Genomic DNA, 23,626 nt, shown 5'->3' on the forward strand with positions numbered 1-23,626 from the left:
ATGGGGGTGCCGATTACTTTTTTGGATAAATACAATCCAGAGCAATTTGAAATTTTAGGAATTACATTGGGGAATACTGTGGATTATCCGATGACGGTTATTTATCAAGATGGCGTTCAACACAATCGAGATGGTGAAACACAGGGCGGCGGCAAGGTGAATACGCGAGCCGCGATTCTTGTAAAGGAAAAGCCCGTGGGGAAGGTGTACTACACTGCCAAAAATACAGATGGATATTTGTTGAGTATATATCCTCGCATTTTGATTAGGAGGATAAGACGATGAAAATAATGCCGGAACGAATCAAGATCAAGGATATTTTTGAGGGTTATGAGGACAAGGGGGATGACGGTGTTTTTGCCTATGCCGGTAGATTGGCTGTTCGTCCGCCATATCAACGGGAATTTGTCTACGACAATGAGCAGGCAGAAGCGGTGATTCAAACCGTTTTGAAGGGATTTCCGTTAAATGTCATATACTGGGTAAAAGTTGGAAGTGATGCTTATGAGATTCTGGATGGACAGCAGAGGACTTTGTCGGTAATGCAATATCTGAAGCATCAGTTTTCGATTGGTATTGATGGCAAGAAATATTATTGGGATTCCTTACCAGATGATAAGTATAATGCAATTATGGATTATGAGCTCATGGTTTATATTTGTGAAGGTGAGGAATCTGAAAAATTAGAATGGTTCAAGGTAGTCAATATCGCGGGCGCAAAACTGACAGATCAGGAGCTGCGGAACTCTGTTTATACAGGAGAATGGCTGTCTGACGCAAAGCGATATTTTTCAAAGCGTACTTGTCCGGCAAAAGCCTTGTCTGGCAAGTATATAACAGGTGATCCTAACAGACAGGAACTTCTTGAAAAGGTTCTTAAGGGTATTTGTGAGTACGAGGGAATTAAAGAGGTTACTGAATATATGGCACAGCATAAAGCAGATGCGGATGCAAATAAGTTGTGGCAATATTTTCAGGATGTCATCCATTGGGCGGAAAAGATTTTTCCAAAATATTTTCCGGATATGAAAGGATTGGACTGGTGTCATCTTTATAACAAGTACCATAGCCGTACATATAATTCTTCCGTTATGGCAGCGGAGACAAAACGCTTGCATGAGGATGAGGATGTACAGAAAAGCAAGGGTATCTATGAGTTTTTACTGTGCAGAGATACGGATCCATTTGCAGGACGCTTGCTGAATCTACGAGCATTTGATAAACGGGATAAGCAGGCGGCATATAGTAAGCAGGATGGAATATGCCCCGTGTGCAAAGAGCATTTTGATTTCGATGAAATGGAGGGAGATCATATCATGCCTTGGAGTAAAGGCGGACATACGCAACCTGATAATTGTCAAATGCTTTGTAAATCTTGTAACGGGAAAAAAACGGATAAGTATTAAAATGGAGGATTTTGGAGATATGAAGTAAAGGAAGAAGTGCTTCATGGCGACGGATTAACTGAGATGAAGAAAGCATTTTTATGTGATTGAGTACGCATCTATGTTTATTATATGAGTTTCCTAAAAAAGATTTTTGCGGGCAGCCGCAAAAATCTTTTTGTTTGACTGGAAAAATAATGCTGTCGGGGATATAATTATATTGAAGATTTTTGCGGCATACCGCAAAAATCTTCAATAGGAGGTTGTGGAATGGAAATCAAAAGAGATCGTTATCTGAATACCCTGATCAGCAAGAAGCATAACGGGCTGATCAAGGTCGTTACTGGCATGCGACGATGCGGGAAATCGTATCTCTTGTTCAAGCTCTTCAAGGAGCATTTGCTCTCGGAAGGAACGGACGCGAATCATATCGTCGAGATCGCGTTCGATACGTTTGAAAATAAGCGATTCTGCGATCCTGTTGTGCTGTATCCGTATTTGAAGGAACAGCTCGCAGGCGAAGGGCTGTATTATGTACTGCTCGATGAGGTGCAGCTTCTGGGGGAATTTGAGTCCGTCCTTAACAGTTTGATTCGCATGGAAAATGTAGATGTGTATGTGACCGGCAGTAACGCCCGCTTTCTGTCGAAGGACGTGATTACCGAATTCCGAGGGCGCGGCGATGAGGTTCGCATGTATCCGCTGAGCTTTGCAGAATTTATGTCGGTCTATTCTGGCAGCAAATACGATGGCTGGAATGAATATATGCTCTACGGCGGTCTGCCGTTGCTGCTGAATTTTACGACGGCAGAGCAGAAGATTGCTTTTCTGAAAGCACTTTTTGAGGAAACCTATATTTCCGATATTGTCGGCAGGCACAGGATACGCAACAAGGCGGAGCTGGAAGAGCTTTTGAACATTCTCTCTTCTGCCATTGGCTCGCTGACCAACCCGGAAAAGCTGTCGGCGACCTTTCGCTCGGTCAAGAGAAAGAAGATCAGCAACAGTACGATCAAACGATATATTGATTATCTGTGTGATTCGTTTCTGATTGACGGTGCTCTGCGCTATGACGTAAAGGGAAAGAAATACATGGACACTCCAGTGAAATACTATTTTACGGACATGGGGCTGCGAAATGCCCGACTGAATTTCAGACAGCTGGAGGAAACGCACAGCATGGAGAACATCATCTTCAACGAGCTGAAGATCCGAGGTTTCAATGTGGATGTGGGCGTCATCCAGCAGTACGGCACGAATGATAAGGGAAGCAGCATCCGCAGGCAGCTCGAAATAGACTTCGTCTGCAATAAGGGCTCGAAGCGCTATTACATCCAGTCTGCCTACGCGCTGCCGGATGCCGCGAAGATGGAGCAGGAGCAGCGCTCCCTGATGCTGACGGGGGATTTTTTCAAGCGCATGATCATCACGAAGGACAGCCCGGCGCCGCATTATAATGAACAGGGCGTCCTCTTCATGAATGTCTATGATTTTCTGCTCGATGAGAAGAGTCTGGAGAACTGACAACGTGCCGTTCTATCACACTTCGTGACAGATTTTTCTCTAAAAGGTCAAAAAATCAAAAAAAGTCCTTGACTATTTGTCGAAAAATGAGTAATATAAGAACTGTGATTAGCACTCAAGCAATGCGAGTGCTAACAAAAAGAATTTAGGAAGAGCTGATTCGTCAGCGATTCCGTTGATTTGGGAGGAAGATAAACATGATCAGGCCATTGGGCGACAGAGTTGTCATCAAGGTTTCGGAAGGCGATATGAAGACGGCGAGCGGCATCGTGCTGCCGGACACGGCGAAGGAGAAGCCGCAGGAAGGCGAAGTCGTCGCAGTCGGCACGGGCAAGATGCTTGACAACGGCACGCGTGCGCAGATGGAAGTCAAGACGGGCGACAAGGTTATCTTCTCGAAGTACTCGGGTTCTGAAGTCAAGGTTGACGAGCAGAACTACCTGATCGTTCGCGAGAGCGACATCCTCGCGGTGCTCTGAGATTTGTCTGAGAGAGCGCAGATTCGATAGATTCGATAGATATTGGGAGGTTTTACCATGGCAAAGCAGGTTTTGTTCAATGAAGAAGCGCGCCGTGCGCTCGGCAAGGGCGTCGACGCTTTGGCAAATGCCGTAAAGGTCACGCTTGGGCCTAAGGGGCGCAACGTCGTTCTCGACAAGAAGTTCGGCGCACCGACGATCACGAACGACGGCGTGACGATTGCGAAAGACATCGAGCTCGAAGATCCGTTTGAGAACATGGGCGCACAGCTCGTCAAGGAGGTCGCGACGAAGACGAACGACATCGCGGGCGACGGCACGACGACGGCTACGCTTCTCGCGCAGGCGATGATCCACGAGGGCATGAGGAACGTCGCTGCGGGCGCGAACCCGATGATCCTCAAGAAGGGCATCGACCAGGCGGTCAAGAAGCTCGTCGATGAGATCAAGAGCAACTCGAAGAAGGTCGAGGGCAAGGCGGCGATCGCGCAGGTCGCGGCGATTTCCTCGGGCGACGAGGAAGTCGGCGAGCTGATCGCAGAGGCGATGGAGAAGGTCGGCAAGGACGGCGTCATCACGGTCGAGGAGTCGAAGTCCATGGACACGAACCTCTCGGTCGTCGAGGGCATGCAGTTCGACCGCGGCTACATCTCCCCCTACATGGTCACGGACACGGACAAGATGGAAGCCGTTCTCGACAATCCGTACATCCTCATCACGGATCGCAAGATTTCGGCGATTGCCGACATCCTGCCGATTCTTGAGAAGGTCGTAAAGCAGGGCAAGGAACTGATGATCATCGCCGAGGATCTCGACGGTGAGGCGCTTGCGACGCTCGTCGTCAACAAGCTGCGCGGCACGTTCAAGGCTCTTGCCGTCAAGGCTCCGGGCTTCGGCGACCGCCGCAAGGCGATGCTCGAAGACATCGCTATTTTGACGGGCGGCACGGTCATCTCCGAGGAAGTCGGCAGGAAGCTCGACAGCGTCGAGATCGAGGATCTCGGTCAGGCGCGTCAGGTTCGCGCATCGAAGGAAGAGACGACGATCGTCGACGGCTCCGGCGATAAGGCTACGATCGACGCGCGCGTCGAGCAGATCAAGAAGCAGGTCGCGGAGACGACTTCGGACTTCGACAAGGAGAAGCTGCAGGAGCGCCTCGCAAAGCTCGCGGGCGGCGTCGCCGTCATCGAGATCGGCGCTGCGACCGAGGTCGAGATGAAGGACAAGAAGCTGCGCATCGAGGACGCTCTGAACGCTACGCGTGCGGCGGTCGAAGAGGGCATCGTCGCCGGCGGCGGCACGACGTTCGTCGACATCCTGCCTGCGCTTGACGCTTTGAGCGCCGAGGGCGACGTGCAGACGGGCATCAACATCGTGAAGCGCGCCATCGAGGAGCCGGTTCGCCAGATTGCGAACAACGCGGGTCTCGAAGGTTCCGTCGTCGTCGAGAACGTCAAGAAGTCGGCGAACGGCACGGGCTTCAACGCTCTGACGGGCGAGTACGTCGACATGATCGGCGCGGGCATCGTCGACCCGGCGAAGGTCACGCGCTCCGCTCTGCAGAACGCGGCGAGCATCGCGGCGATGGTTCTGACGACGGAGACGCTCGTGGCGGACAAGCCGGAGAAGGAGCCTCCGATGCCGATGGGCGCACCGGGCATGGGCGGCGGTATGCCGGGCATGATGTAAGGCGCGAAATCCATCGCGAACAAATTAAAATAGAAAAGCTTCCTGCTGCAGCGACGCTGCAGCAGGAAGCTTTTTTTGCGTCCGTATTTTAGCTGCGGCTCTTCGCGAGCCAAGCGTTCATGGCGGCGACGAAGACGAGGGAGAAGAGGACGAGAGCCGTCGCCCATTGGAAGGCGAGGTCGTAGTCGTTCGCCTGTACGGCGGCGTAGATCGCTGTGGACATCGTCTGCGTCGTGCCGGGGACGTTGCCTGCGAACATGATCGTCGCGCCGAACTCGCCGAGCGCACGCGTGAACGTCAGCACGAGTCCCGCAACGATGCCGTGCTTGGCGTTCGGCACGAGGATGCGCCAGAAGATGCGCCACTCGGAGATGCCGAGTGTGCGTGCCGCATAGACAATGTTCTTGTCGAGCTGCTCGAAGGCGCCGCGCGCCGTGCGGTACATGAGGGGCAGCGAGACGACGACGGCGGCGATGACGGTCGCCTTCCATGTGAAGACGAGAGGCACGCCGAAGTCGAGGAGCATTTGCCCTAGAGGGCTTTTTCTGCCGAAAACGAGCAGCAGGAAGAAGCCGACGACGGTCGGCGGCAGCACCATGGGCAATGTGATGACGGCGTCGGCAATGCCTTGGAAGCGCCTTAGATGGAGGACGGCGTAGGCGAGGGCGATGCCGAGGAAGAAGGAGATGAAGGTGGCGACCGTCGCCGTCTTCAAGGTGATCCAAAAGGGAGAAAATTCCATGTGCGCCTCCTATCGTTCGAGCAAGATGAGCCGATCGGCGGGAAAATGCAGATAGAATTCTTTTTGCCCCAGCCCTTGCCAAGCGATTTTTTCAATCTCCCAACGCACGGGCGCGGCGTCTGAATCCGCCTTCTTCGCCATGACGAGGTAGGAAAAAGCATCCTCGATGATCTGCACAGCTTCCATGCGCGGCGTGTTTTCCGCCGCTTCTTCGCGCAGGGAAAAGAAGTGGGCGCGGATGCCGACGTAGCGGAGATTCTCGGGCACGGGGGCGGCAGAGTGCAGCGTGATCTGCCAGTCCTCGGCGAAGAGCTCATGCTCTGTCGTGCGGCGTGCGCGGGAGATATTCTTGCAGCCCGTGAGGAGCGTCGCCGCGAGCGTGCCGGGCTGCTCGAAGAGCGCGTGCTTCGTGCCGAGCGATTCGAGGGCGCCGCCGCTTAAGACGGCGATGCGGTCGGCCAGGCGGTAGGCTTCGCCGCGGTCGTGCGAGACGAGGACGGCGGCGCGTCCGTAGTCGTCGAAGAGGTGCAGCAGTTCCAGCTCCAACTGCCACTTGAGGTAGCTGTCGAGCGCGGAGAATGGCTCGTCGAGCAGCAGTAACTCTGCATCGGAGGCGAGGATGCGCGCGAACGCCGTGCGCTGTTTCTGTCCGCCCGAAAGTTCCTTGGGGTAGGAGTTTTCGAGTCCTGCAAGCGAAAAGCGCGCAAGCTCCCTTTCGAGGAGCTTGCGCTTTTCTTCTTTCGTGCCGCGTGCCGAAAACGTGATGTTCTCGGCGACGGTCATGTTGGGAAACAGGGCGTAGTCTTGGAACAGGTAGCCGACGCGGCGCTTCTGCGGCGCGAGGTTGACGCCCTTTTCGCTGTCGAAGAGCGTGCGCCCGTTGAGCAGGATGCGACCTTCATCGGGCTTTTCGATGCCCGCGATGCACTTCAAGGTCATGCTCTTGCCGCAGCCCGAGGCGCCGAGCAGCGCGAGCACCTCGTCGTGCACGGAAAATTCCACGGCAAGATCGAAGCCGCGCAGCTTCTTGCGGATCTTGACTTCAAGTTCCATTATTTTCCGGCGGCTTTGAAGCCGTACTTTTCAAGGATCGCCATGCCCTTTTCCGAGGAAACGAAGTCGAGGAAGGATTTCGCCTCGTCCATGTGCTTCGTGTCCTTCAAGATGGCAGCGGGATAGATGACGGGCTTGTGCGAGCCTGCCGGAGCTTTCGCTGCGACCTTGACCTTGTCGGAAATGGCAGCGTCCGTCGCGTAGACGACGCCGCAGTCCGCGTCGCCCGTCTCCGTCCACGAGAGAACTTGGCGCACGTCGGAGCCGTAGACCGCCTTGGCCTTCACTTGGTCGAGGATGCCGAGCTTCGTGAGAATTTCCTCCGTGTACTGGCCGACGGGAACGCCCTTCGGCTCGCCGAGAGCGATGCGCGAAGCTGCGGGCGTCGCAAGCGCGTCAAAGGAGGTGATCGCCTTGCCGCCATCCTTGGGAACGATGAGCACGACCTCGTTTTCGAGGAGGTTCTTGCGCGTGCCGTCGGCGAGAAGCCCCGCCTTTTCGAGCGCATCCATCTGCTTCTGCGCCGCCGAGAAGAAGAGGTCGGCGCTGCCGCCGTTCTCAATCGCCTGCTGCAGGGCGCCGCTGCTGCCGAAGTTGAAGACGAGCTTCGTCTGAGGATGCTCCTTCGCGTACTCGATCGCCAGCTCATTCATCGCGTCGGTCAAGCTCGCGGCAGCGGAGACCTGCAGCTCGACGGAATCTTTCTTCGCGTCCGAAGCGCTCGGCGTTGTGCCGCAGCCCGCGAGAACGAAGAGGGCGAGGCACGAGAGGAGAAGGGCGATTTTTTTCATGGAAAAACTCCTTTCTTCGGTGAAAATCATTATACCATATCATCTTAGTATAGCATAAGAAAAGCGACTTGCAGTAATATTTATCACTGCATATCCCATATTCGATAGAAAATTTTTCATCTGTGATATTTGTTACAAGACAAATCCGAGAAAATTTTGCTATAATAAATCGGATTAGAGAAGTTAGAGAAGTGCGGATGAAAAGCTCCGTGTTCTTTAAGAAAATGAGATTTCCTCAGGAGGGAGATGGAGAAGTGAGCAGCATTTTCCAGAAGTTCCGTTATCTTATCCCGAAGGAGCGGACGGCGAGCGGTCACCAACAGATTCATGAGGGTGGGCGCGACTGGGAGAACATGTACCGCGACCGCTGGTCGTTCGACAAGCGGGTGCGCTCGACGCACGGCGTGAACTGTACGGGTTCGTGCAGCTGGAACATCTATGTGAAGGACGGCCTCGTGGCTTGGGAGAACCAGGCACTCGACTATCCGGAGACCGCGCCCGACATGCCGGACTTCGAGCCTCGCGGCTGTCCGCGCGGCGCTTCGTTCTCGTGGTATCTCTACAGCCCGCTGCGCATCAAGTACCCGTATCTCAGGAGCGATCTCGCCGAGCTTTGGCGTGAAGCGAGAAAGAATCATAAGACGGCACTTGAGGCATGGCGCAGCATCGCCGACGATCCCGCGAAGAAGAAGCGCTACAAGGCGGCGCGCGGTATGGGCGGCTTCGTACGCTCGAATTGGGACGAGGTGTCGGAGCTCATCGCCTCGTCGCTTCTCTACACGGTAGAAAAGTACGGTCCGGACCGCAACTTCGGCTTTTCCGTCATTCCCGCGAAGTCTATGCTCAGCTATGCCGCAGGACTTCGCTTCATGCAGCTCATGGGCGGCGCGGGTCTTTCCTTCTACGACTGGTACGCCGATCTGCCGCCGGCAAGCCCGCAGGTCTGGGGCGATCAGACGGACGTGCCGGAGTCGAGCGATTGGTACAATGCGGGCTACATCATCACCTGGGGCTCGAACGTGCCGCTGACGCGCACGCCCGACGCACATTTCTTGACGGAGGTGCGCTACAAGGGCACGAAGGTTGTCTCCGTCGCGCCCGACTACGCGGAGTCGACGACGGTCGCCGACACGTGGATCAGTCTGCATACGGGCAGCGACGCCGCGCTTGCCATGGCGATGGGGCACGTCATCCTGAAGGAGTACTACATCGACAAGGAAGTGCCGTTCTTCGTCGACTATGTGCGCCGCTTCACGGACTTCCCGTTCCTCGTGCTCCTCGATGAGAAGGAGGACGGCAGCTTCCTGCCCGGACGCTTCCTCAATGCGAAGGACATGGGACGCGCCGACGAGAAGCACGCCGACTTCAAGTTCTACGTCGTGGATGAGATGACGGAAAGGCTCGTCGTGCCGAACGGCACGATGGGCGACCGCTGGGATCGTCAGGCGAAGTGGAACCTCAAGGAGGAGGACAGCGACACGGGCGAGGCGATCAAGGCGCGTCTTTCCGTCCTCGACATCAAGGATGACGCGGTCGAAGTCACTCTGCCGTACTTCGGCACGGAGCGCGAGGAAATGCTCTTAAAGCGCATGGTGCCCGTAAAGAAGATCAAGACGGCGGCGGGCGAGCGCCTCGTGACGACGGTCTACGACCTGACGATGGCGAACTATGCGATCGATCGCGGCCTCGGCGGCGAGGCGGCGTCGTCCTACGAGGATGATGTGCCGTACACGCCGCATTGGCAGGAAAAGTACACGGGCGTCTCGCCCGAGCTTGCCATTCATACGGCGCGTGAGATGGCGGACAACTCGATCAAGACGGACGGCAGAACCATGGTCATCATGGGCGCGGGCATCAACCACTGGTACAATGCCGACATCATTTACCGCACGATCTTGAACCTCCTGCTCTTCATCGGTGCGGAAGGCAGGAACGGCGGCGGCTGGGCGCACTACGTCGGGCAGGAGAAGCTGCGTCCGGCGGAGGGCTGGGCGCGCGTCATGACGGCGACGGACTGGCAGCCGGCGGCGCGCCTGCAGAACAGCACATCGTTCTTCTACTTCGGCACGGATCAGTGGCGGAGCGACGAGATCGACACGGAGCAGATTGTCGCGGCGACGGGTAAGCCGCGCTACCGCCACCCCGGCGACTACAACGTGCTCGCGGCGCGACTCGGCTGGCTGCCATCCTACCCGACGTTCAACAAGAGCGGGCAGAAGATCATCGACGAGGCGAAGGCAGCGGGTCATGAGGACTTCGAGGACGTGAAGAAGTTCGTCGCCGAAAGCCTCAAGAAGGGCGAGCTGAACTTCTCGGCGGAAGATCCCGACGCGCCCGAGAATTTCCCGCGCAACCTCTTCATCTGGCGCGCGAACCTCATCACTTCGTCGTCGAAGGGGCACGAATACTTCCTCAAGTATCTGCTCGGCACGAAGAACGGTCTCTTCGCCGAGGAGAAGTGCCCGACGCGCCCGACGGAGATACGTTGGCGCGAGGAGCAGGAGATCAGTCAGCCCGGCGGCGCGGCCGAGGGTAAGCTCGACCTGCTCATCGACCTCGATTTCCGCATGGCAGGCTCGGCGCTTTATTCCGACGTCGTATTGCCGACGGCGACGTGGTACGAGAAGACCGACCTCTCCTCGACGGACATGCATCCGTTTGTCCATCCGTTCCAAGCTGCCGTCGATCCCCTGTGGGAGGCGCGCACGGACTGGGATATCTTCCGCACGCTCGCCGAGGCCGTCTCGCGCGTCGCCAAGGAAGCGGGCATGAAGCCGTACACGGATGTCGTCGCCGTGCCTCTGCAGCACGATACGGAAGGCGAGACGGCGCAGCCCGAGGGTCGGATTCGCGACTGGAAGAAGGGCGACTGCGAGCCGATCCCGGGCAAGACGATGCCGAACCTCGTCAAGGTGGAGCGCGACTATACGAAGGTTTATGAGAAGTGGATCGCGCTCGGCCCCAACGTGGAGAAGGGCATGGGCGCACACGGACTCTCGTGGGAGTCGAAAGAGGACTACGAGGAGATCCGAAAGCGCAACGGCGTTATTGAAAACAAGGATTTCGTCTCCTACGGTATGCCGTCGATCTTCGAGGCGCGCCAGGCCGCCGACGCCGTCATGGGGCTTTCGTCGACGACGAAAGGCTCCGTCGCCGTGCGCGCATGGCAGTCGATGGAGAAGCGCACGGGTCTGACGAATCTCACGCGGCTTGCCAAGGATCGCGAGATCGAGCGCTTCACGTTCGATCAGGTCGTCGCGCAGCCGCGCCAGACGATCACGACGCCGACGTTCACGGGCAGCAACCGCAATCGCCGCTATACGCCGTTCACGACGAACGTCGAGGAGCTCGTGCCTTTCCGCACGGTGACGGGACGCCAGTGCTTCTACGTCGATCACGAGCTCATGCAGGAGTGGGGCGAGGCGATGGCGACGTACCGCCCGATCTTGGAGAACCGCCCGATCGAGAAGAAGCTCGGCGAGGGCAAGGAGATCACGCTGCGCTATCTGACGCCGCACAACAAGTGGAGCACGCACAGCATGTACTTCGACAGCCAGCAGCTCCTGACGCTGTTCCGCGGCGGGCAGACCGTGTGGTTCAACGAGAAGGACGCTGCCGATATCGACGTCAAGGACAACGATTGGGTCGAGCTTTACAACCGCAACGGCGTCGTCGCCTCGCGCGTCGTGACTTCGCCCCGTCTGCCGCGCGGCGTCGTATTCATGCACCACGCGCAGGATCGCCACATCAATGTGCCCGGCTCGAAGATTTCGGGTACGCGCGGCGGCACGCACAATACGCCGACGCACATCATGATGAAGCCCACGCACATGATCGGCGGCTACGGGCAGTTTAGCTACGGATTCAATTACTACGGCCCGACGGGCAACCAGCGCGATACCTACGTCGTCGCGCGCAAGATGAAGGAGGTCGATTGGCTTGAGGATTAAAGCGCAGATAGCTATGGTCATGAACCTTGATAAGTGCCTCGGCTGCCATACTTGCTCGATCACGTGCAAGAACGTCTGGACGAACCGCGAGGGTGCGGAGTACATGTACTTCAACAACGTCGAGACGAAGCCGGGCATCGGCTACCCGAAGAATTGGGAAGATCAGGAAAAGTGGAAGGGCGGCTGGAAGGTCAAGGATGGCGAACTTTCGCTCGCCTCCGGCGCGAACAAGGCGGTGCGCCTCATGAAGCTCTTCTACCATCCCGATCAGCCCGAGCTTGACGACTACTACGAGCCGTGGACATACGACTACGAGACGCTGATCCATTCGGGCCGCAAGAACCATCAGCCCGTGGCGCGCCCGCGCTCTCTGATCACGCAGAAGCGCATGGAGATCAAGTGGGGGCCGAACTGGGAGGACGATCTCGCGAGCGGCGAGTCAGCGCGCAGCGATCACAATTTGAAGAAGCTCGGTGAGAAGATCAAGCTGGAATTTCACGATCTCTTCATGAAGTATTTGCCGCGCCTCTGCAACCACTGTCTGAATCCCGCCTGCGTCGCCGCATGTCCTTCGGGCGCGATCTACAAGCGCGACGAGGACGGCGTCGTCCTCATCTCGCAGGACGTCTGCCGCGGCTGGCGTCACTGCGTGCCAGCCTGTCCGTACAAGAAGATCTATTACAACTGGAAGTCGAACAAGGCGGAGAAGTGCGTCTTGTGCTATCCGCGTCTGGAAAACGGCCTGCCGACGGTCTGCACCGACACCTGCGTCGGGCGCATCCGCTACATGGGCGTGATTTTCTACGACATGGACAAGGTGGAAGAGGCGGCGAAGACGGAGAGCGCCGCGCACATTCCTGCGAGCGAGCGCGGCATCTTCCTCGATCCGCGCGACAGGGAAGTGCAGAAGGCGGCGCGTGAGGCGGGCATTTCCGATGCGTGGATTCATGCGGCGGAGCGTTCGCCCGTCGACAAGATCATCCGTCAGTGGCAGATCGCTCTGCCGCTGCATCCCGAGTACCGTACGCTGCCGATGGTCTGGTACATCCCGCCGCTCTCGCCGATCTTGAAGCATGTGGAAGCGGAGGTCTACCTGCCCGACGCAGCGGACATGCGCATTCCGCTCGAATATCTGGCGCAGCTTTTCGCGGCGGGCGACGTCGCCGTCGTCAAGAACACGCTCGCGCGGCTTTTGGAAATGCGCACGGTCATGCGCAGCAAGGAGACGAAGGAGCCTGTGCCGGCAGAGCTTTCCCTGCATGAGGCGGAGTACGAGGCGATGTATCGCCTGCTCGCCGTTGCCAAGCGCAGGGATCGCGTCGTCATTCCGGCGGGACTGCAGGCGGAGACGCACGAGAAACTGCGCGAGCTGCAGGGCAGCGCGGGCTATGTCTGCCCGGGAGGTTGCTGATGGAAGAGTACAAGAAGCTGCTGAAGCTCGCGGCATATCTTTTGGAGTACCCGAGCGAGGCGTGGTGGCAGGATTTCGATGCCTGCCGCGCCGCGGTGGCAGAGATTGAGACGAAGCAGGCACGAGAAGTCTTGGAAGAGCTTTTTGACTACGCGCAGGAGCTCGGCAATAAGGCTTACGAAGAGCAGTATGTGCGCTCTTTCGAGTTCTCGCCGAACACGAATCTTTATCTGACGACGCAGGATCGCACGGACTTCGGCAAGCAGGCGAGCGAGATGCACGTCTACAAGCAGCTGTTTCTCAAGAACGGCTTCGACACGCAGAACGAGCTTCCCGACTATTTGCCGGCGCTCCTGGAGCTTGCCGCCGCCCTGCCCGAAGAGAAGGCGGCGGAGGTCTTTCGCACGATGAAGGACAAGCTCAAGCTCCTGCGCGACCGCTTCATCGAGGCGAAGCTCGCCTATGCTTTTCTTTTGGACGTCGTGCTCATGCAGGCGGAGAGATGGGAAGGGGATGCAGCATGAATGAGTTCTTTTGGGGCGTACTGCCCTACATCGCTTTCACCGTGCTCATAGGCGGCACGATAGCGCGCTACGTCTTGATGGAGCGCGGTTGGACGACGAAATCGAGCGAATTTCTCTCGAAGAATGATTTGAAGATTGCAGGTCCGATGTTTCACCTCGGCCTCTTCATGGCCTTGGGCGGTCACATCATCGGCGTGCTCATCCCGAAGGTCTGTACGGAAGCGGCGGGAATCAACGAGCATCTCTATCACATCATCGCGCTGGCGGGCGGCATACCGGCAGGCATCCTGTTTTTCTTCGGCTTCCTGCTGCTCTTGAAGCGCCGCTTTCTGGGCAAAGACTACATGCAGGTCAACACGTCGTGCATGGATCGTTGGCTCTACCTCGTGCTCTTCCTCGCCATCCTGACGGGCTGCGCGGGGACGCTGTCGAACGCCCTGGGCGGCTTCGCTTTTGACTACCGCGCGACGATTTCGCCGTGGTTCCGCTCGCTCCTTGCGTTCTCTCCCGACGTTTCGCTGATGGAGGGCGTGCCGTTCGTGTTCCGCGCGCACATGCTGCTGTGGATGGTGACGGCGATCCTCTTTCCGTTCACGCGTCTCGTGCATTGTCTGAGCTTCCCGTTCCTCTATCTGACGCGCAGTCCCATCGTCTACCGCAGGAAGGAGAGCCGCTCGTGAGCGCCTTGGCGATGCAGGAAATCGCCGTGGAAGATGCGGTCGGGCAGATCCTCTGTCACGACATCACGGAGATCGTGCGCGGCGTGAGGAAGGGTGCACGCTTTCGCAAGGGGCATGTCGTCGAGGCGGAGGACATCCCCGTGCTGCTCTCTTTGGGCAAGCAGCATCTCTACGTCTGGGAAAACGACGGCACACTGCTGCACGAGAACGAAGCGGCGGAGATCCTGCGCGGCTTCTGTCAGAACGAGGGAATGGAAGCCTCTGAGCCGAAGGAGGGCAAGATCGAGCTTCGGGCGCTTCATGACGGCGTATTTGCCGTCGATGTCGAGCGCTTCCATCGGCTCAACGATTTCGATGACATCATGGTGGCTTGTGCGCCGCAGTACATGGCGGTCAAGAAGGGCGATCTGCTCGCGGGTATGCGCGTGATTCCGCTCGCCGTGAAGAAGGATTTGATGGAAGAGGCGGCGCGAGCCGTTGGCGAAGAGCCGATCTTTCGGCTTCTGCCGTACCGCTCGCTGAAGGTCGGCGTCGTGACGACGGGATCGGAGGTCGCGCACGGCAGGATCAAGGACACGTTCACGCCTGTCCTTGACGCGAAGCTTCGCGGCTTCGGGCTTTCGGTCAATGAGCACCGTATTTCTGACGACGCCTTGGAGCATACGCAGGCGGCGATCGAGGAGCTTCTTGATCGCGGCATGGACATGGTGCTGTGCACGGGCGGCATGAGCGTCGATCCCGACGACCGCACGCCCGCCGCGATCCGCGCTGCGGGTGCGGAGGTCGTGACGTACGGCGCTCCCGTCCTGCCCGGTGCGATGTTCCTGCTCGCCTATGCCGAGCGCGACGGGCGCACGGTGCCCGTGCTCGGCCTGCCGGGCTGCGTCATGTACAGTGCGGCGACGATCTTCGACATCGTGCTGCCGCGCATCTTGGCGGGCGAGCGCGTGACGCGCCGCGAGATCCGCCGCCTCGGACTCGGCGGGCTGTGTCTCGCGTGCGAGACGTGCCACTATCCGCGCTGCACCTTCGGCAAGTGGGAGTAGGTGGAGCGATGCAGGACATATCATTGGAAAAGGCGCAGGAGCTTCTTTTGCGCGAGGTGCGCGAGATTCCGCTGTCGGAAGCCGAGTCCGTGCCGCTTCTCGCGGCGCTCGGGCGAAGGCTTGCCGAGGACTGCTGCGCCGCCTTCGACCAGCCGCCGTTTGACCGCTCGCCGCTCGACGGCTATGCGCTCTTGGCTGACTGCACGCAGGGGGCGTCGGCGGACGCTCCCGCGCGCTTTCGCGTCATCGGCGAGGAGTGTGCGGGCAGCTTCTTCACCGGCAAGGTGGGCGCGGGCGAGGCGCTTCGTCTGATGACGGGCGCGGCGATGCCCGAGGGCGCGGACACCGTCGTGCGGCAGGAAGACGTGCGCGTGGAGGGCGAGGAAATTCTCGTGCCTTATGCGCTCAAGCATCACGAGAACTTCTGCTTTCGCGGGGAGGATGTGGAAGAAGGCGCCGTGCTCGCCAAGGCGGGCGATCGTCTGACGGCGGCGCACATCGCCGTCCTGGCAGGGCAGGGGAGGAAGCGTCTTCCTTGCGTGCGCCGCGCGCGCATCGTTTTGGCGAGCACGGGCGACGAGCTTGTCGAGCCGGGCGAGCCGCTCTGTCCCGGCAAGATCTACAACAGCAATCTTTATTTGCTCGCGGCAAGGCTCAAGGAAATGGGCTTCGAGGCGGAAATCCTCGGTGCGCTGCCCGACGATGCGGAGGAGGTTGCGCGTGCGCTCGTGAGTTCTGCCGAGCCGCCCGATCTCGTTCTGACGACGGGCGGCGTCTCCGTGGGCAAGAAGGACATCATGCACGATGTCGTCAAGGAGCTTAATGCCGAGCGCCTTTTCTGGCGCGTTCTGATGAAGCCCGGAGCGCCTGCGATCGGCTATACGTTTTCGGCGGCGGGCGACTCGCGCCGCACGCTCGGCATCGCCCTGTCGGGCAATCCGTTCGCCGCTTCGGCGACGTTTGAGCTTCTCGCGCGTCCCGTGCTCGCCAAATTGACGGCGCAAGACGCGCTCTTGCCGATGCGCTGCCGCGCCGTCTTGCGGGACGGCTTTTCCAAGGAAAGCAGGGGCAGGCGCTTCGTGCGAGCGCAGTATGCGCAGGGCGAGGTGCATCTGCCCGAGAAGCATGCTTCCGGCGTGCTCTTCTCCGCCGTCGGCTGCAACGCGCTCGTCGATATTCCTGCCGGCTCGCCGCCCCTTGCGGCGGGTGCGGAGGTCGATGTCATCTTGTTGTGAAATTGTTGTGCGTTGATTGCGAGTTTGCCGATGTGTCTGCGCTCTTTGGGTCTGATTATCGGATATTCGTGGTAAGAGAGGCGTCGTATGCTTGATTTTTATCGCCGCAAAATCGAATATGTGCGCATTTCCGTGACGGATCGCTGCAATTTGCGCTGCCGCTACTGTATGCCCGCAGATGGCGTGGAGAAGCTCTCCCACGCGGACATTCTGTCCTTCGAGGAGATTGTGCGCGTCGTGCGTGCTCTCGCGCAGCTCGGCATACGCAAGGTGCGTCTGACGGGCGGCGAGCCGCTCCTTCGGCGCGGCGTCGTCGATCTCGTGCGCGAGATCAAGGCGGTCGAGGGCATCGAGCGCGTCGCTCTGACGACGAACGGCGTTCTCCTCGCCGACCTCGCAGAGGAGCTTCGCGCGGCAGGGCTTGACGGTGTGAACATCAGCCTCGATACGCTGGCAGAGGACGCTTTCTATGACATCACGCGCCGTTCTGCCTCGCTTCTGTCCGTCGTGCGCCAGGGCATGGAGGCGGCGCTCGCTGCAGGGCTCAAGACGAAGCTCAACTGCGTGCCGCTTAAGGGAGTCAATGAAGCGGAACTTGTTTCGCTCGCTGCCCTCGCGAAGGAGCACCCGATCGACGTGCGCTTCATCGAGCTCATGCCGATCGGCATGGCGAAGGAGGCGGGGCTGACGGGCGTGCCGACCGCTGAGGTGCGCCGCATCTTGGAGGAATCTTTCGGTGCGCTCGTGCCCGTCGTCAAGGAAGCGCTCACCGGTCCCGCCGCGTGCTTTCGACCGGCAGGATTTCGCGGTGCGCTCGGCTTTATCGACGCGCTGGAGCACAAGTTCTGCAGCTCGTGCAACCGCGTGCGCCTGACGGCGGAGGGCTATCTGAAGCTGTGCCTTGCGTTGGATGCGGGACTTGATTTGCGCACACTTCTGCGCGCGGGTGCGGATGACGCGGCGCTCTTCAGGAAACTGCGGCAGGTGATTGCCGAAAAGCCGCGCGAGCATCGCTTTGAAGCGGCGGGCGGCGCGGGCGAGGAGAAGCGCCGCATGTACCAGATCGGAGGGTGAGGATTGGGAAAGATTGTAACGATTGCCGCGAGCGAGCGGCGCGGCACGAAGAAGAAGCCGCTGGAAAAGGCGCTCTTTCATGTGGGGCACGGCATCGTCGGCGATGCGCACGCGGGAAAATGGCACCGTCAGGTGAGCTTTCTGGGCGCGGCGGAGATCGAGGCGTTTCGCGCACGCGGTGCGACGGTCTCCCACGGCGATTTCGGCGAGAACATCGTTGCAGAGGGCTTCTCCTTCCGTGAGCTTCCCGTCGGTACGCGCCTCGCGGCGGGCGATGTCATCTTCGAAATCACGCAGATCGGCAAGGAGTGCCATGCGCACTGTGCCATCTACGCGGCGGTCGGCGACTGCATTATGCCGCGCGAGGGCGTTTTTGCACGTGTACTGCACGGCGGTACGCTGAAGCCCGGCGACGAGCTGCGCCTTTTCGAGGGCAAGCTGCCGCTTGACGCCGCCGTCATTACGGCGAGCGACAAGGGCTCACGCGGAGAGCGCGAGGACAAGAGCGGCGACTTGGCGCAGCATCTGTTGGAGGAAGCGGGCTATCGCATCGCACGGCGTGTGATTTTGCCCGACGATGAGGAGGCGCTCGCGAAGGAGATGCAGGAATGCGCCGATCTCGGCGTCGCGCTCGTCGCCACGACGGGCGGCACGGGCTTTTCCGAGCGCGATGTGACGCCCGAGGCGACGCGAGCCGTCATCGAGCGCGAGGCGCCGGGCATCGCCGAGGCGATGCGCGCCCTCTCGATGCAGGTGACGCCGCGTGCCATGCTGAGCCGCGCCGTTGCCGGTATATGCAAGCGCACGCTGATCGTCAATCTGCCGGGCAGCGCCAAGGCGGTCGAAGAGTGCCTCGGCTTCGTCCTGCCGCAGTTGGCGCACGGCATTGAGATCTTGCGCGGCGACGCGGGCGAGTGCGCGAGAAAGTGAAGCCGCAAAGCCTCGCCGATGTGACGCTTCTCGTCGTCGCGGGCGGCAGAAGCCGGCGCATGGGCGAGGACAAGCGTTGGCTCGATGTCGGCGGCGTGCCGCTGTTGGAGGGGCTGCTGAAAAAGGCGGCTACTGCGGGATTTGCGGAGATCTTTCTGTGCGTCGAAGAAAGGAGCGAGCGCCTGCAGGACTTGGCAAGCCGTTATGGCGCGAGGATTCTCGTCGATGAAACGGCGGGGCAGGGGCCTGTGGCGGGGCTTTCACGCGGCCTTGCGGCGAGTTCTCATGCTTGGTCCTTCGCCGTGTCGGCGGATATGCCCTTTTTCTCCTTCGACGCAGCGAGAGAACTTCTGCCCAAGGCAAAAGGCGCGGCGCGAGCCGTCGTGCCCGTCGCCGAAGGACGGTGCGAGCCGCTTGCCGCGCTCTACCACAAGGAAACGGCGCACGTGTTCTCTGCGGCTATGGCGGCAGGTGAGCGCAGCCTTCGGAGAACGGACGCCGCGCTCCCCGCGCTTGAAGTTCCCGTTCACGCGGGTGCATGCTTCTTCAATGTGAATACGCCCGCCGCCCTTCGCTTGGCGCGCGGCCGAGCGGCGAACCTCGTGCGCCGCGTGCCCATCGTATCCATCGTTGCTCCCGCATCGGGCACGGGCAAGACAACCTTTGTTGAAAAGCTCCTGCCGCTCTTGACCTCGTGCGGCGTGCGCGTCGGCGTCGTCAAGAGCGATGCGCACGGCATTGTCCTGAACGACGGGGCGAAGGACAGCGGACGCTTCCGCGCGGCGGGCGCGTCGAGCGTCGCCGTCGTCGCGCCTGCGGGCTTCTGGCTCTACGAGCGCACGCAGGAGAAGCTCTCGCTGGAAGCGGCCGCCGCACGCATGACGGGCGTCGATCTCGTGCTCATCGAGACGCGCTCGCACGGCGTATTTCCCGCCTTGTCGCTCTGGCGCGAGCTGGAAGAGCCGCTGCTCGACGAGCGCGTCGCGGCGCTCTTCTCCTCTTGCCATGAGCGGCAGGCGGAAGGGATTTTGCAGCTTGACCTCGAAGCTATGGAGGATGCCGCACATCTCGTCCTTTTTCTGATGGGGCGGGAGGAAGGATTCGATCTGCGTCGAATCGCATGGGACGGCGGCCACAGCGGAAAGGGAGGCGCATAGCGCATGAATGATATCGAAAAGAAAGAGCGCAAGGTGCAGCGCGCGTATCGCCAGCTCGGCAATATCGCGCGCCTATACGACGGCATGATGACGAATACGAGTTGGGCGGGGCGCTTTGCCATCCGCTGGCTCTGGGGTTTCGCCTCCTATCCGGAGTTTTTGGCGATGGCGTATCGCGGACTCCCCGCAGATTTTCGCGGCAGGCTGCTCGAAGTTCCCGTCGGCACGGGCGTGCTGTCGTTTCCGCATTATGAGAAGATGAAGGAGGCGCAGATCACCTGCCTCGACGCTTCGGAGACGATGCTGGAGGCGGCGAAAAAGCACGCGGCGAACTTTTCGCTCGGCGCGACAGACTTTGCGCTCGGCGATGTCGGCGATTTGCAGTATGCGGATGAAACTTTTGATTTCGTATTGTCCGTCAACGGCTTTCACGCCTTTCCCGAGAAGGAGAAGGCGTACCGCGAGACGGAGCGCGTCCTGAAGCGCGGCGGCATATTTTCCGGCTCGATGTATGTGCGCGGTAAGAGCCGGCGCACCGATTTTTTCGTCAAGCAGTTCTGCGAGCGGCGCGGCTTCTTCTCGCCGCCCTACGAGACGGAGGAGAGCCTGCGGGCAAGGCTTCAAGCGATGTACGGCGAGGTCGACATCATGACGATCGGCTCATTCGCAGGCTTTCGTTGCAAGAAGATTTAAGTTGTTTTCATGAGGAGTGTTGAATCAATGGCTGATGAAATGGCATGGAAGAATCTCGGTCCCAATCCATCGCGCAAGGAGATCCTTGCATGCTGGAATCCCGAGGACGCGGGCTTTTGGGAGAAGTATGGCAAGCGCATCGCGACGCAGAACCTCTACACCTCGACTTGGGCGCTCGTCCTGAGCTTCGTTGCGTGGACGCTCTGGGCGACGATCGCGGCGAAGCTCAAGTTTATCGGCTTCAACTTCTCGGACGATCAGATTTTCACGCTCGCGGCGCTGCCCGGTCTCGTCGGCGCGACGGGACGCTTGTTTTACACGTATCTGCCGGGGTTGATCGGCGGCAGGAACTCCACTTTCATCACGACGGCGCTTCTTCTTCTGCCGCTCTTCGGCTTGGGTCGCGCTCTGCAGGATCCCACAACGTCGTATGAGACGTTTGTCCTTCTCGTGTCTTTCATCGGCATTGCGGGCGCAAACTTCTCCGCTTCGATGGCGAATATCGGCTTCTTCTTCCCCAAGGCGAACAAGGGATTCGCGCTCGGCATCAATGCGGGCATCGGCAACCTCGGCGTATCGCTCATCTATCTGACGGCGCCGATCCTCTTGGGCTGGAATCTCTCCTCGCTCTTCGGCGAGGGCGTGCCGGGGCCTGATGGCATGATGTACGTGCAGAATGTCTGCTACTTCTGGACGATTCCGACGGCGCTGACGCTCGTCCTCATCTGGCTCTTCATGGACAATTTGCCGCTGCCGAAGCAAAGCCCCAAGAGCATGATGTCCATCTTCGGCAACAAGCATACGTGGCTCATGTGCTGGATCTATACCTGCGGCTTCGGCTCCTTCATTGGCTTTTCGGCGGCGCTCGGGCTGCTCGTCGCGAAGGAATTCCCCGAGATGCCCTTTTCTTACGCAGCTTTCCTCGGCCCCTTCATCGGTGCGGGCATCCGTCCCGTCGGCGGCCTTCTGGCGGACAAGGTGGACAGCGGTTCGCGCGTCACGCTCATCTCGCTCTTCGTCATGCTCGGCGCGAGCTTCCTCGTGCTCTTCGGCGTGGAGGCACATCGCTTCCCCGTGTTCTTCGGCGCATTCTTGCTGCTCTTCTTGACGACGGGCTTCATCAACGGCGCTTCCTTCCGCATGATTCCCTACATCTTCAACAATCCGTTCCACTCCTCGCTCGTCACGGGCTTCACGGCGGCAATCGCGGCCTACGGCGCGTTCTTTATCCCGAAGCTCTTCGGCTTCGCCTACGCGAACTACGGCGTCGTCGCGCCCGCCTTCTACATCCTCATCGCGTTCACGGTCAGCACCATCGTTATCACATGGTACTTCTACGACCGCAAGGGTTCGGGAATCCGCTGCTAGGATGAGGTGCGTTTCATGGCAAACGAATTGACGCATTTTGATGCGTCGGGCAACGCGCACATGGTCGATGTCAGCGAGAAGAAGGAAACGGAGCGCATCGCGCGTGCGAGCGGCCGCATCCTCGTAAGCCCGGCCGTCTACGAGGCGATTGCGGGCGGAACGGCAAAGAAGGGCGACGTCCTCGGCGTCGCGCGCATCGCCGGCATCATGGCGGCGAAGAAGACGAGCGATGCGATCCCGCTGTGCCATCCGCTGCCGCTGACGCGCGTGAGCATCGACTTTGGGCTTCTGCCCGAAGCATCTGCGGTCGAAGCGCGTGCCGAAGTCAAGACGCGCGGCGTCACGGGCGTCGAGATGGAAGCGCTGCACGCTGTGAGCGTCGCACTCTTGACGATCTACGACATGTGCAAGGCGCTCGACAAGCGCATGGAAATCACCGCGCTGCACTTAGACGCCAAGAGCGGCGGCAAGAGCGGCGATTTTCAGCGCTGATGGAAAATCAACAAACAGCAATAAAAATCCCGCGCACTTTTGAGGTGCGCGGGATTTTTATTGCTTCGCCGATGGTTGGCGATGTTTTTCAATTCAAATTGGGCATCTTTTGGTGCAAGGTTTTGACTTCTTCCATTGACAAGTTTGTGATACGTGCAACCATATCGGTGGGAAGTCCTTCTTTGAGCATGGAAAGAGCCGTTTCTCTGCGGGTGTTTTCTGCGCCGCGTTCCATGCCTTGGGCGATGCCGCGCTCCATGCCTTGTTCATAGATGCCTGTACTCAAATTGCACATCGTTTTCATCTCCTCTTCTATATCTGTAGTCGTATCCATATCGAATTCATCTTTCAGAAGTTGCTTCTTTCTCATCGCTGGCGTTCGTGTGTCTTTGAACAGCAGACGCAGGAAGCGGATGAGCCAATCTTCATCGGGTGGCTGCTCTTCACCGAGATAGATTGTGATGATGCTTATCAGGTCATAATCCGCATGATTGGCTTTATATTCATGAAGAATATAATGTTCGTTGAGATCGTAGCGATTGATGGAGCTTTTGCCATCGGGCGAATCCATGCAAAGCCAGATGCTGTAGACCTTTTTGAGGTCATCGTAGGATGAGCCTGTAAATTCGGTTTCTTTCTGGGATGAAATTAAACGACTCGCATAGTAGATAGCTCGTTTCAAGAGTGCATAGCCAAGTTTGGAGCGTCGCTGCGTTCTTTGTGCTTCGACGTTGATGATCAGGGTGATAAGCTCGCCCGATTTCGGAACACGCGCGTGAAAGAGGATGTCAAAACGAATCCAGCCCTCCGTGATGCCGATATTTTCCGTAGCGGAATCGAGAAACTCTTTTGGAGAGTGCAGGGTGTTTCCAACCGCATTTGTCATATCCCTGTCAATAGGAATCTCACTAATCTGCGGTGTGCCTTCGATATATTTTTCAGCAATATCGGAAATCGTCGCTTCTTTGAATTCCGGCACGGTTCGTTTGAGGAGGCGTGCCATGATAGTTCTTTGTGCGAGCAGGCGTTTGGCATGTTGATCATACGTCGGATTTCGATAATCAGACGCATGATATTCCGACGGGAGGTCTTCTTTCTGCTGCATGATGCAATGTCACCTTCTTTGAGGAAGCACTGATAAAATGAGGTCGCCCAGATTCGCACAGATGCGCTGTATCTATAGCGGTCAACGTCAGCCAATCATGCAGCGCGCTTCGCGCTTGCATTCTTGGGACGTTTTCGCATACGAGCCGTTGGCCAATCGTCTGCGTCCTTCGGACTCGACTCTTGGACGGCTCAGCAAGGAGACAAACCGCAGGTGTAGCGGTGCTACGTCGAGGATTTGTCGACGACGAGAGGACAGCGCAGATGTGTGAAGATGGGTGGCTGAATTTATCAGTGCT

General features: G+C 58.6%; 21 protein-coding genes. 17 read left to right on the plus strand and 4 right to left on the minus strand.

Annotated elements, in window-relative coordinates; genetic code table 11:
- The 5 genes from SELSP_RS03490 to groL all read left to right on the plus strand — a co-directional run bounded on the left by SELSP_RS03490 (position 1) and on the right by groL (position 5,077).
- Positions 1-285: an adenine-specific methyltransferase EcoRI family protein gene (locus tag SELSP_RS03490; protein ID WP_006193127.1), complete on the plus strand. Its 285-nt coding sequence runs from the start codon at positions 1-3 to the stop codon at positions 283-285.
- Complete coding sequence (locus SELSP_RS03495) at positions 282-1,406, plus strand: HNH endonuclease family protein (RefSeq protein WP_006193126.1); 1,125 nt, start codon at positions 282-284, stop codon at positions 1,404-1,406. The genes SELSP_RS03490 and SELSP_RS03495 overlap by 4 nt, the downstream gene beginning before the upstream one ends.
- Before the next feature lie 249 nt (positions 1,407-1,655).
- Positions 1,656-2,909 carry an ATP-binding protein gene (locus tag SELSP_RS03500; RefSeq protein ID WP_006193125.1) on the plus strand — a complete coding sequence of 418 codons (1,254 nt, stop codon included), beginning with the start codon at positions 1,656-1,658 and terminating at the stop codon, positions 2,907-2,909.
- A 197-nt stretch (positions 2,910-3,106) separates the two neighbouring features.
- Positions 3,107-3,388 (plus strand): co-chaperone GroES, encoded by a 282-nt coding sequence (gene groES / locus SELSP_RS03505; protein ID WP_006193124.1) that lies wholly within the window; start codon positions 3,107-3,109, stop codon positions 3,386-3,388.
- Positions 3,389-3,445: 57 nt separating this feature from the next.
- Complete coding sequence (gene groL / locus SELSP_RS03510) at positions 3,446-5,077, plus strand: chaperonin GroEL (RefSeq protein ID WP_006193123.1); 1,632 nt, start codon at positions 3,446-3,448, stop codon at positions 5,075-5,077.
- Positions 5,078-5,165: 88 nt separating this feature from the next.
- Here groL and modB read toward each other — a convergent pair whose 3' ends face one another.
- Genes modB through modA form a run of 3 tightly spaced genes read right to left on the minus strand, consistent with a single transcriptional unit; the run spans position 5,166 to position 7,663 of the window.
- The gene (gene modB, locus SELSP_RS03515; protein ID WP_006193122.1) at positions 5,166-5,819 is read right to left on the minus strand and encodes a molybdate ABC transporter permease subunit; all 654 of its coding nucleotides are present in this window, start codon (positions 5,817-5,819) and stop codon (positions 5,166-5,168) included.
- Between the two features lie 9 nt (positions 5,820-5,828).
- Positions 5,829-6,872, minus strand: a complete 1,044-nt coding sequence (locus SELSP_RS03520) for a sulfate/molybdate ABC transporter ATP-binding protein (protein ID WP_006193121.1) — start codon at positions 6,870-6,872, stop codon at positions 5,829-5,831.
- On the minus strand, positions 6,872-7,663 hold the full coding sequence (gene modA / locus SELSP_RS03525; RefSeq protein ID WP_013740671.1) for a molybdate ABC transporter substrate-binding protein: 792 nt from the start codon (positions 7,661-7,663) through the stop codon (positions 6,872-6,874). The genes SELSP_RS03520 and modA overlap by 1 nt, the downstream gene beginning before the upstream one ends.
- A gap of 254 nt (positions 7,664-7,917) precedes the next feature.
- Between modA and SELSP_RS03530 the strand changes: the two genes are divergently transcribed.
- The 12 genes from SELSP_RS03530 to moaC all read left to right on the plus strand — a co-directional run bounded on the left by SELSP_RS03530 (position 7,918) and on the right by moaC (position 22,223).
- Positions 7,918-11,613 carry a nitrate reductase subunit alpha gene (locus tag SELSP_RS03530; protein ID WP_037367709.1) on the plus strand — a complete coding sequence of 1,232 codons (3,696 nt, stop codon included), beginning with the start codon at positions 7,918-7,920 and terminating at the stop codon, positions 11,611-11,613.
- Positions 11,603-13,024 carry a nitrate reductase subunit beta gene (gene narH / locus SELSP_RS03535; protein ID WP_013740672.1) on the plus strand — a complete coding sequence of 474 codons (1,422 nt, stop codon included), beginning with the start codon at positions 11,603-11,605 and terminating at the stop codon, positions 13,022-13,024. The genes SELSP_RS03530 and narH overlap by 11 nt, the downstream gene beginning before the upstream one ends.
- Entirely contained in the window at positions 13,024-13,548 is a 525-nt protein-coding gene (gene narJ, locus SELSP_RS03540; RefSeq protein ID WP_006193117.1) for a nitrate reductase molybdenum cofactor assembly chaperone, read from the plus strand. The genes narH and narJ overlap by 1 nt, the downstream gene beginning before the upstream one ends.
- On the plus strand, positions 13,545-14,228 hold the full coding sequence (narI, locus tag SELSP_RS03545; RefSeq protein WP_006193116.1) for a respiratory nitrate reductase subunit gamma: 684 nt from the start codon (positions 13,545-13,547) through the stop codon (positions 14,226-14,228). Before narJ ends, narI begins: the two co-directional genes overlap by 4 nt.
- A gap of 11 nt (positions 14,229-14,239) precedes the next feature.
- Positions 14,240-15,274, plus strand: coding sequence for a molybdopterin-binding protein (locus tag SELSP_RS03550; protein WP_037367766.1), 1,035 nt, complete (start codon positions 14,240-14,242; stop codon positions 15,272-15,274).
- An 8-nt stretch (positions 15,275-15,282) separates the two neighbouring features.
- Complete coding sequence (locus tag SELSP_RS03555; protein ID WP_006193114.1) at positions 15,283-16,509, plus strand: molybdopterin molybdotransferase MoeA; 1,227 nt, start codon at positions 15,283-15,285, stop codon at positions 16,507-16,509.
- Between the two features lie 87 nt (positions 16,510-16,596).
- Positions 16,597-17,583: a GTP 3',8-cyclase MoaA gene (gene moaA, locus SELSP_RS03560; protein WP_013740674.1), complete on the plus strand. Its 987-nt coding sequence runs from the start codon at positions 16,597-16,599 to the stop codon at positions 17,581-17,583.
- Positions 17,584-17,586: 3 nt separating this feature from the next.
- Positions 17,587-18,513 carry an MOSC domain-containing protein gene (locus SELSP_RS03565; RefSeq protein ID WP_006193112.1) on the plus strand — a complete coding sequence of 309 codons (927 nt, stop codon included), beginning with the start codon at positions 17,587-17,589 and terminating at the stop codon, positions 18,511-18,513.
- Positions 18,498-19,670: a molybdopterin-guanine dinucleotide biosynthesis protein B gene (mobB, locus tag SELSP_RS03570; protein WP_006193111.1), complete on the plus strand. Its 1,173-nt coding sequence runs from the start codon at positions 18,498-18,500 to the stop codon at positions 19,668-19,670. Before SELSP_RS03565 ends, mobB begins: the two co-directional genes overlap by 16 nt.
- Before the next feature lie 3 nt (positions 19,671-19,673).
- Positions 19,674-20,363: a class I SAM-dependent methyltransferase gene (locus SELSP_RS03575; protein ID WP_006193110.1), complete on the plus strand. Its 690-nt coding sequence runs from the start codon at positions 19,674-19,676 to the stop codon at positions 20,361-20,363.
- A gap of 27 nt (positions 20,364-20,390) precedes the next feature.
- The gene (locus tag SELSP_RS03580; protein WP_006193109.1) at positions 20,391-21,731 is read left to right on the plus strand and encodes an MFS transporter; all 1,341 of its coding nucleotides are present in this window, start codon (positions 20,391-20,393) and stop codon (positions 21,729-21,731) included.
- 15 nt (positions 21,732-21,746) lie between these two features.
- Positions 21,747-22,223, plus strand: a complete 477-nt coding sequence (moaC, locus tag SELSP_RS03585) for a cyclic pyranopterin monophosphate synthase MoaC (RefSeq protein ID WP_006193108.1) — start codon at positions 21,747-21,749, stop codon at positions 22,221-22,223.
- Positions 22,224-22,311: 88 nt separating this feature from the next.
- Here moaC and SELSP_RS03590 read toward each other — a convergent pair whose 3' ends face one another.
- Entirely contained in the window at positions 22,312-23,328 is a 1,017-nt protein-coding gene (locus tag SELSP_RS03590) for a nuclease (protein ID WP_006193107.1), read from the minus strand.
- Positions 23,329-23,626 lie beyond the last annotated feature (298 nt).

The organism is Selenomonas sputigena ATCC 35185 (genome assembly GCF_000208405.1).
Lineage (GTDB): Bacteria > Bacillota > Negativicutes > Selenomonadales > Selenomonadaceae > Selenomonas > Selenomonas sputigena.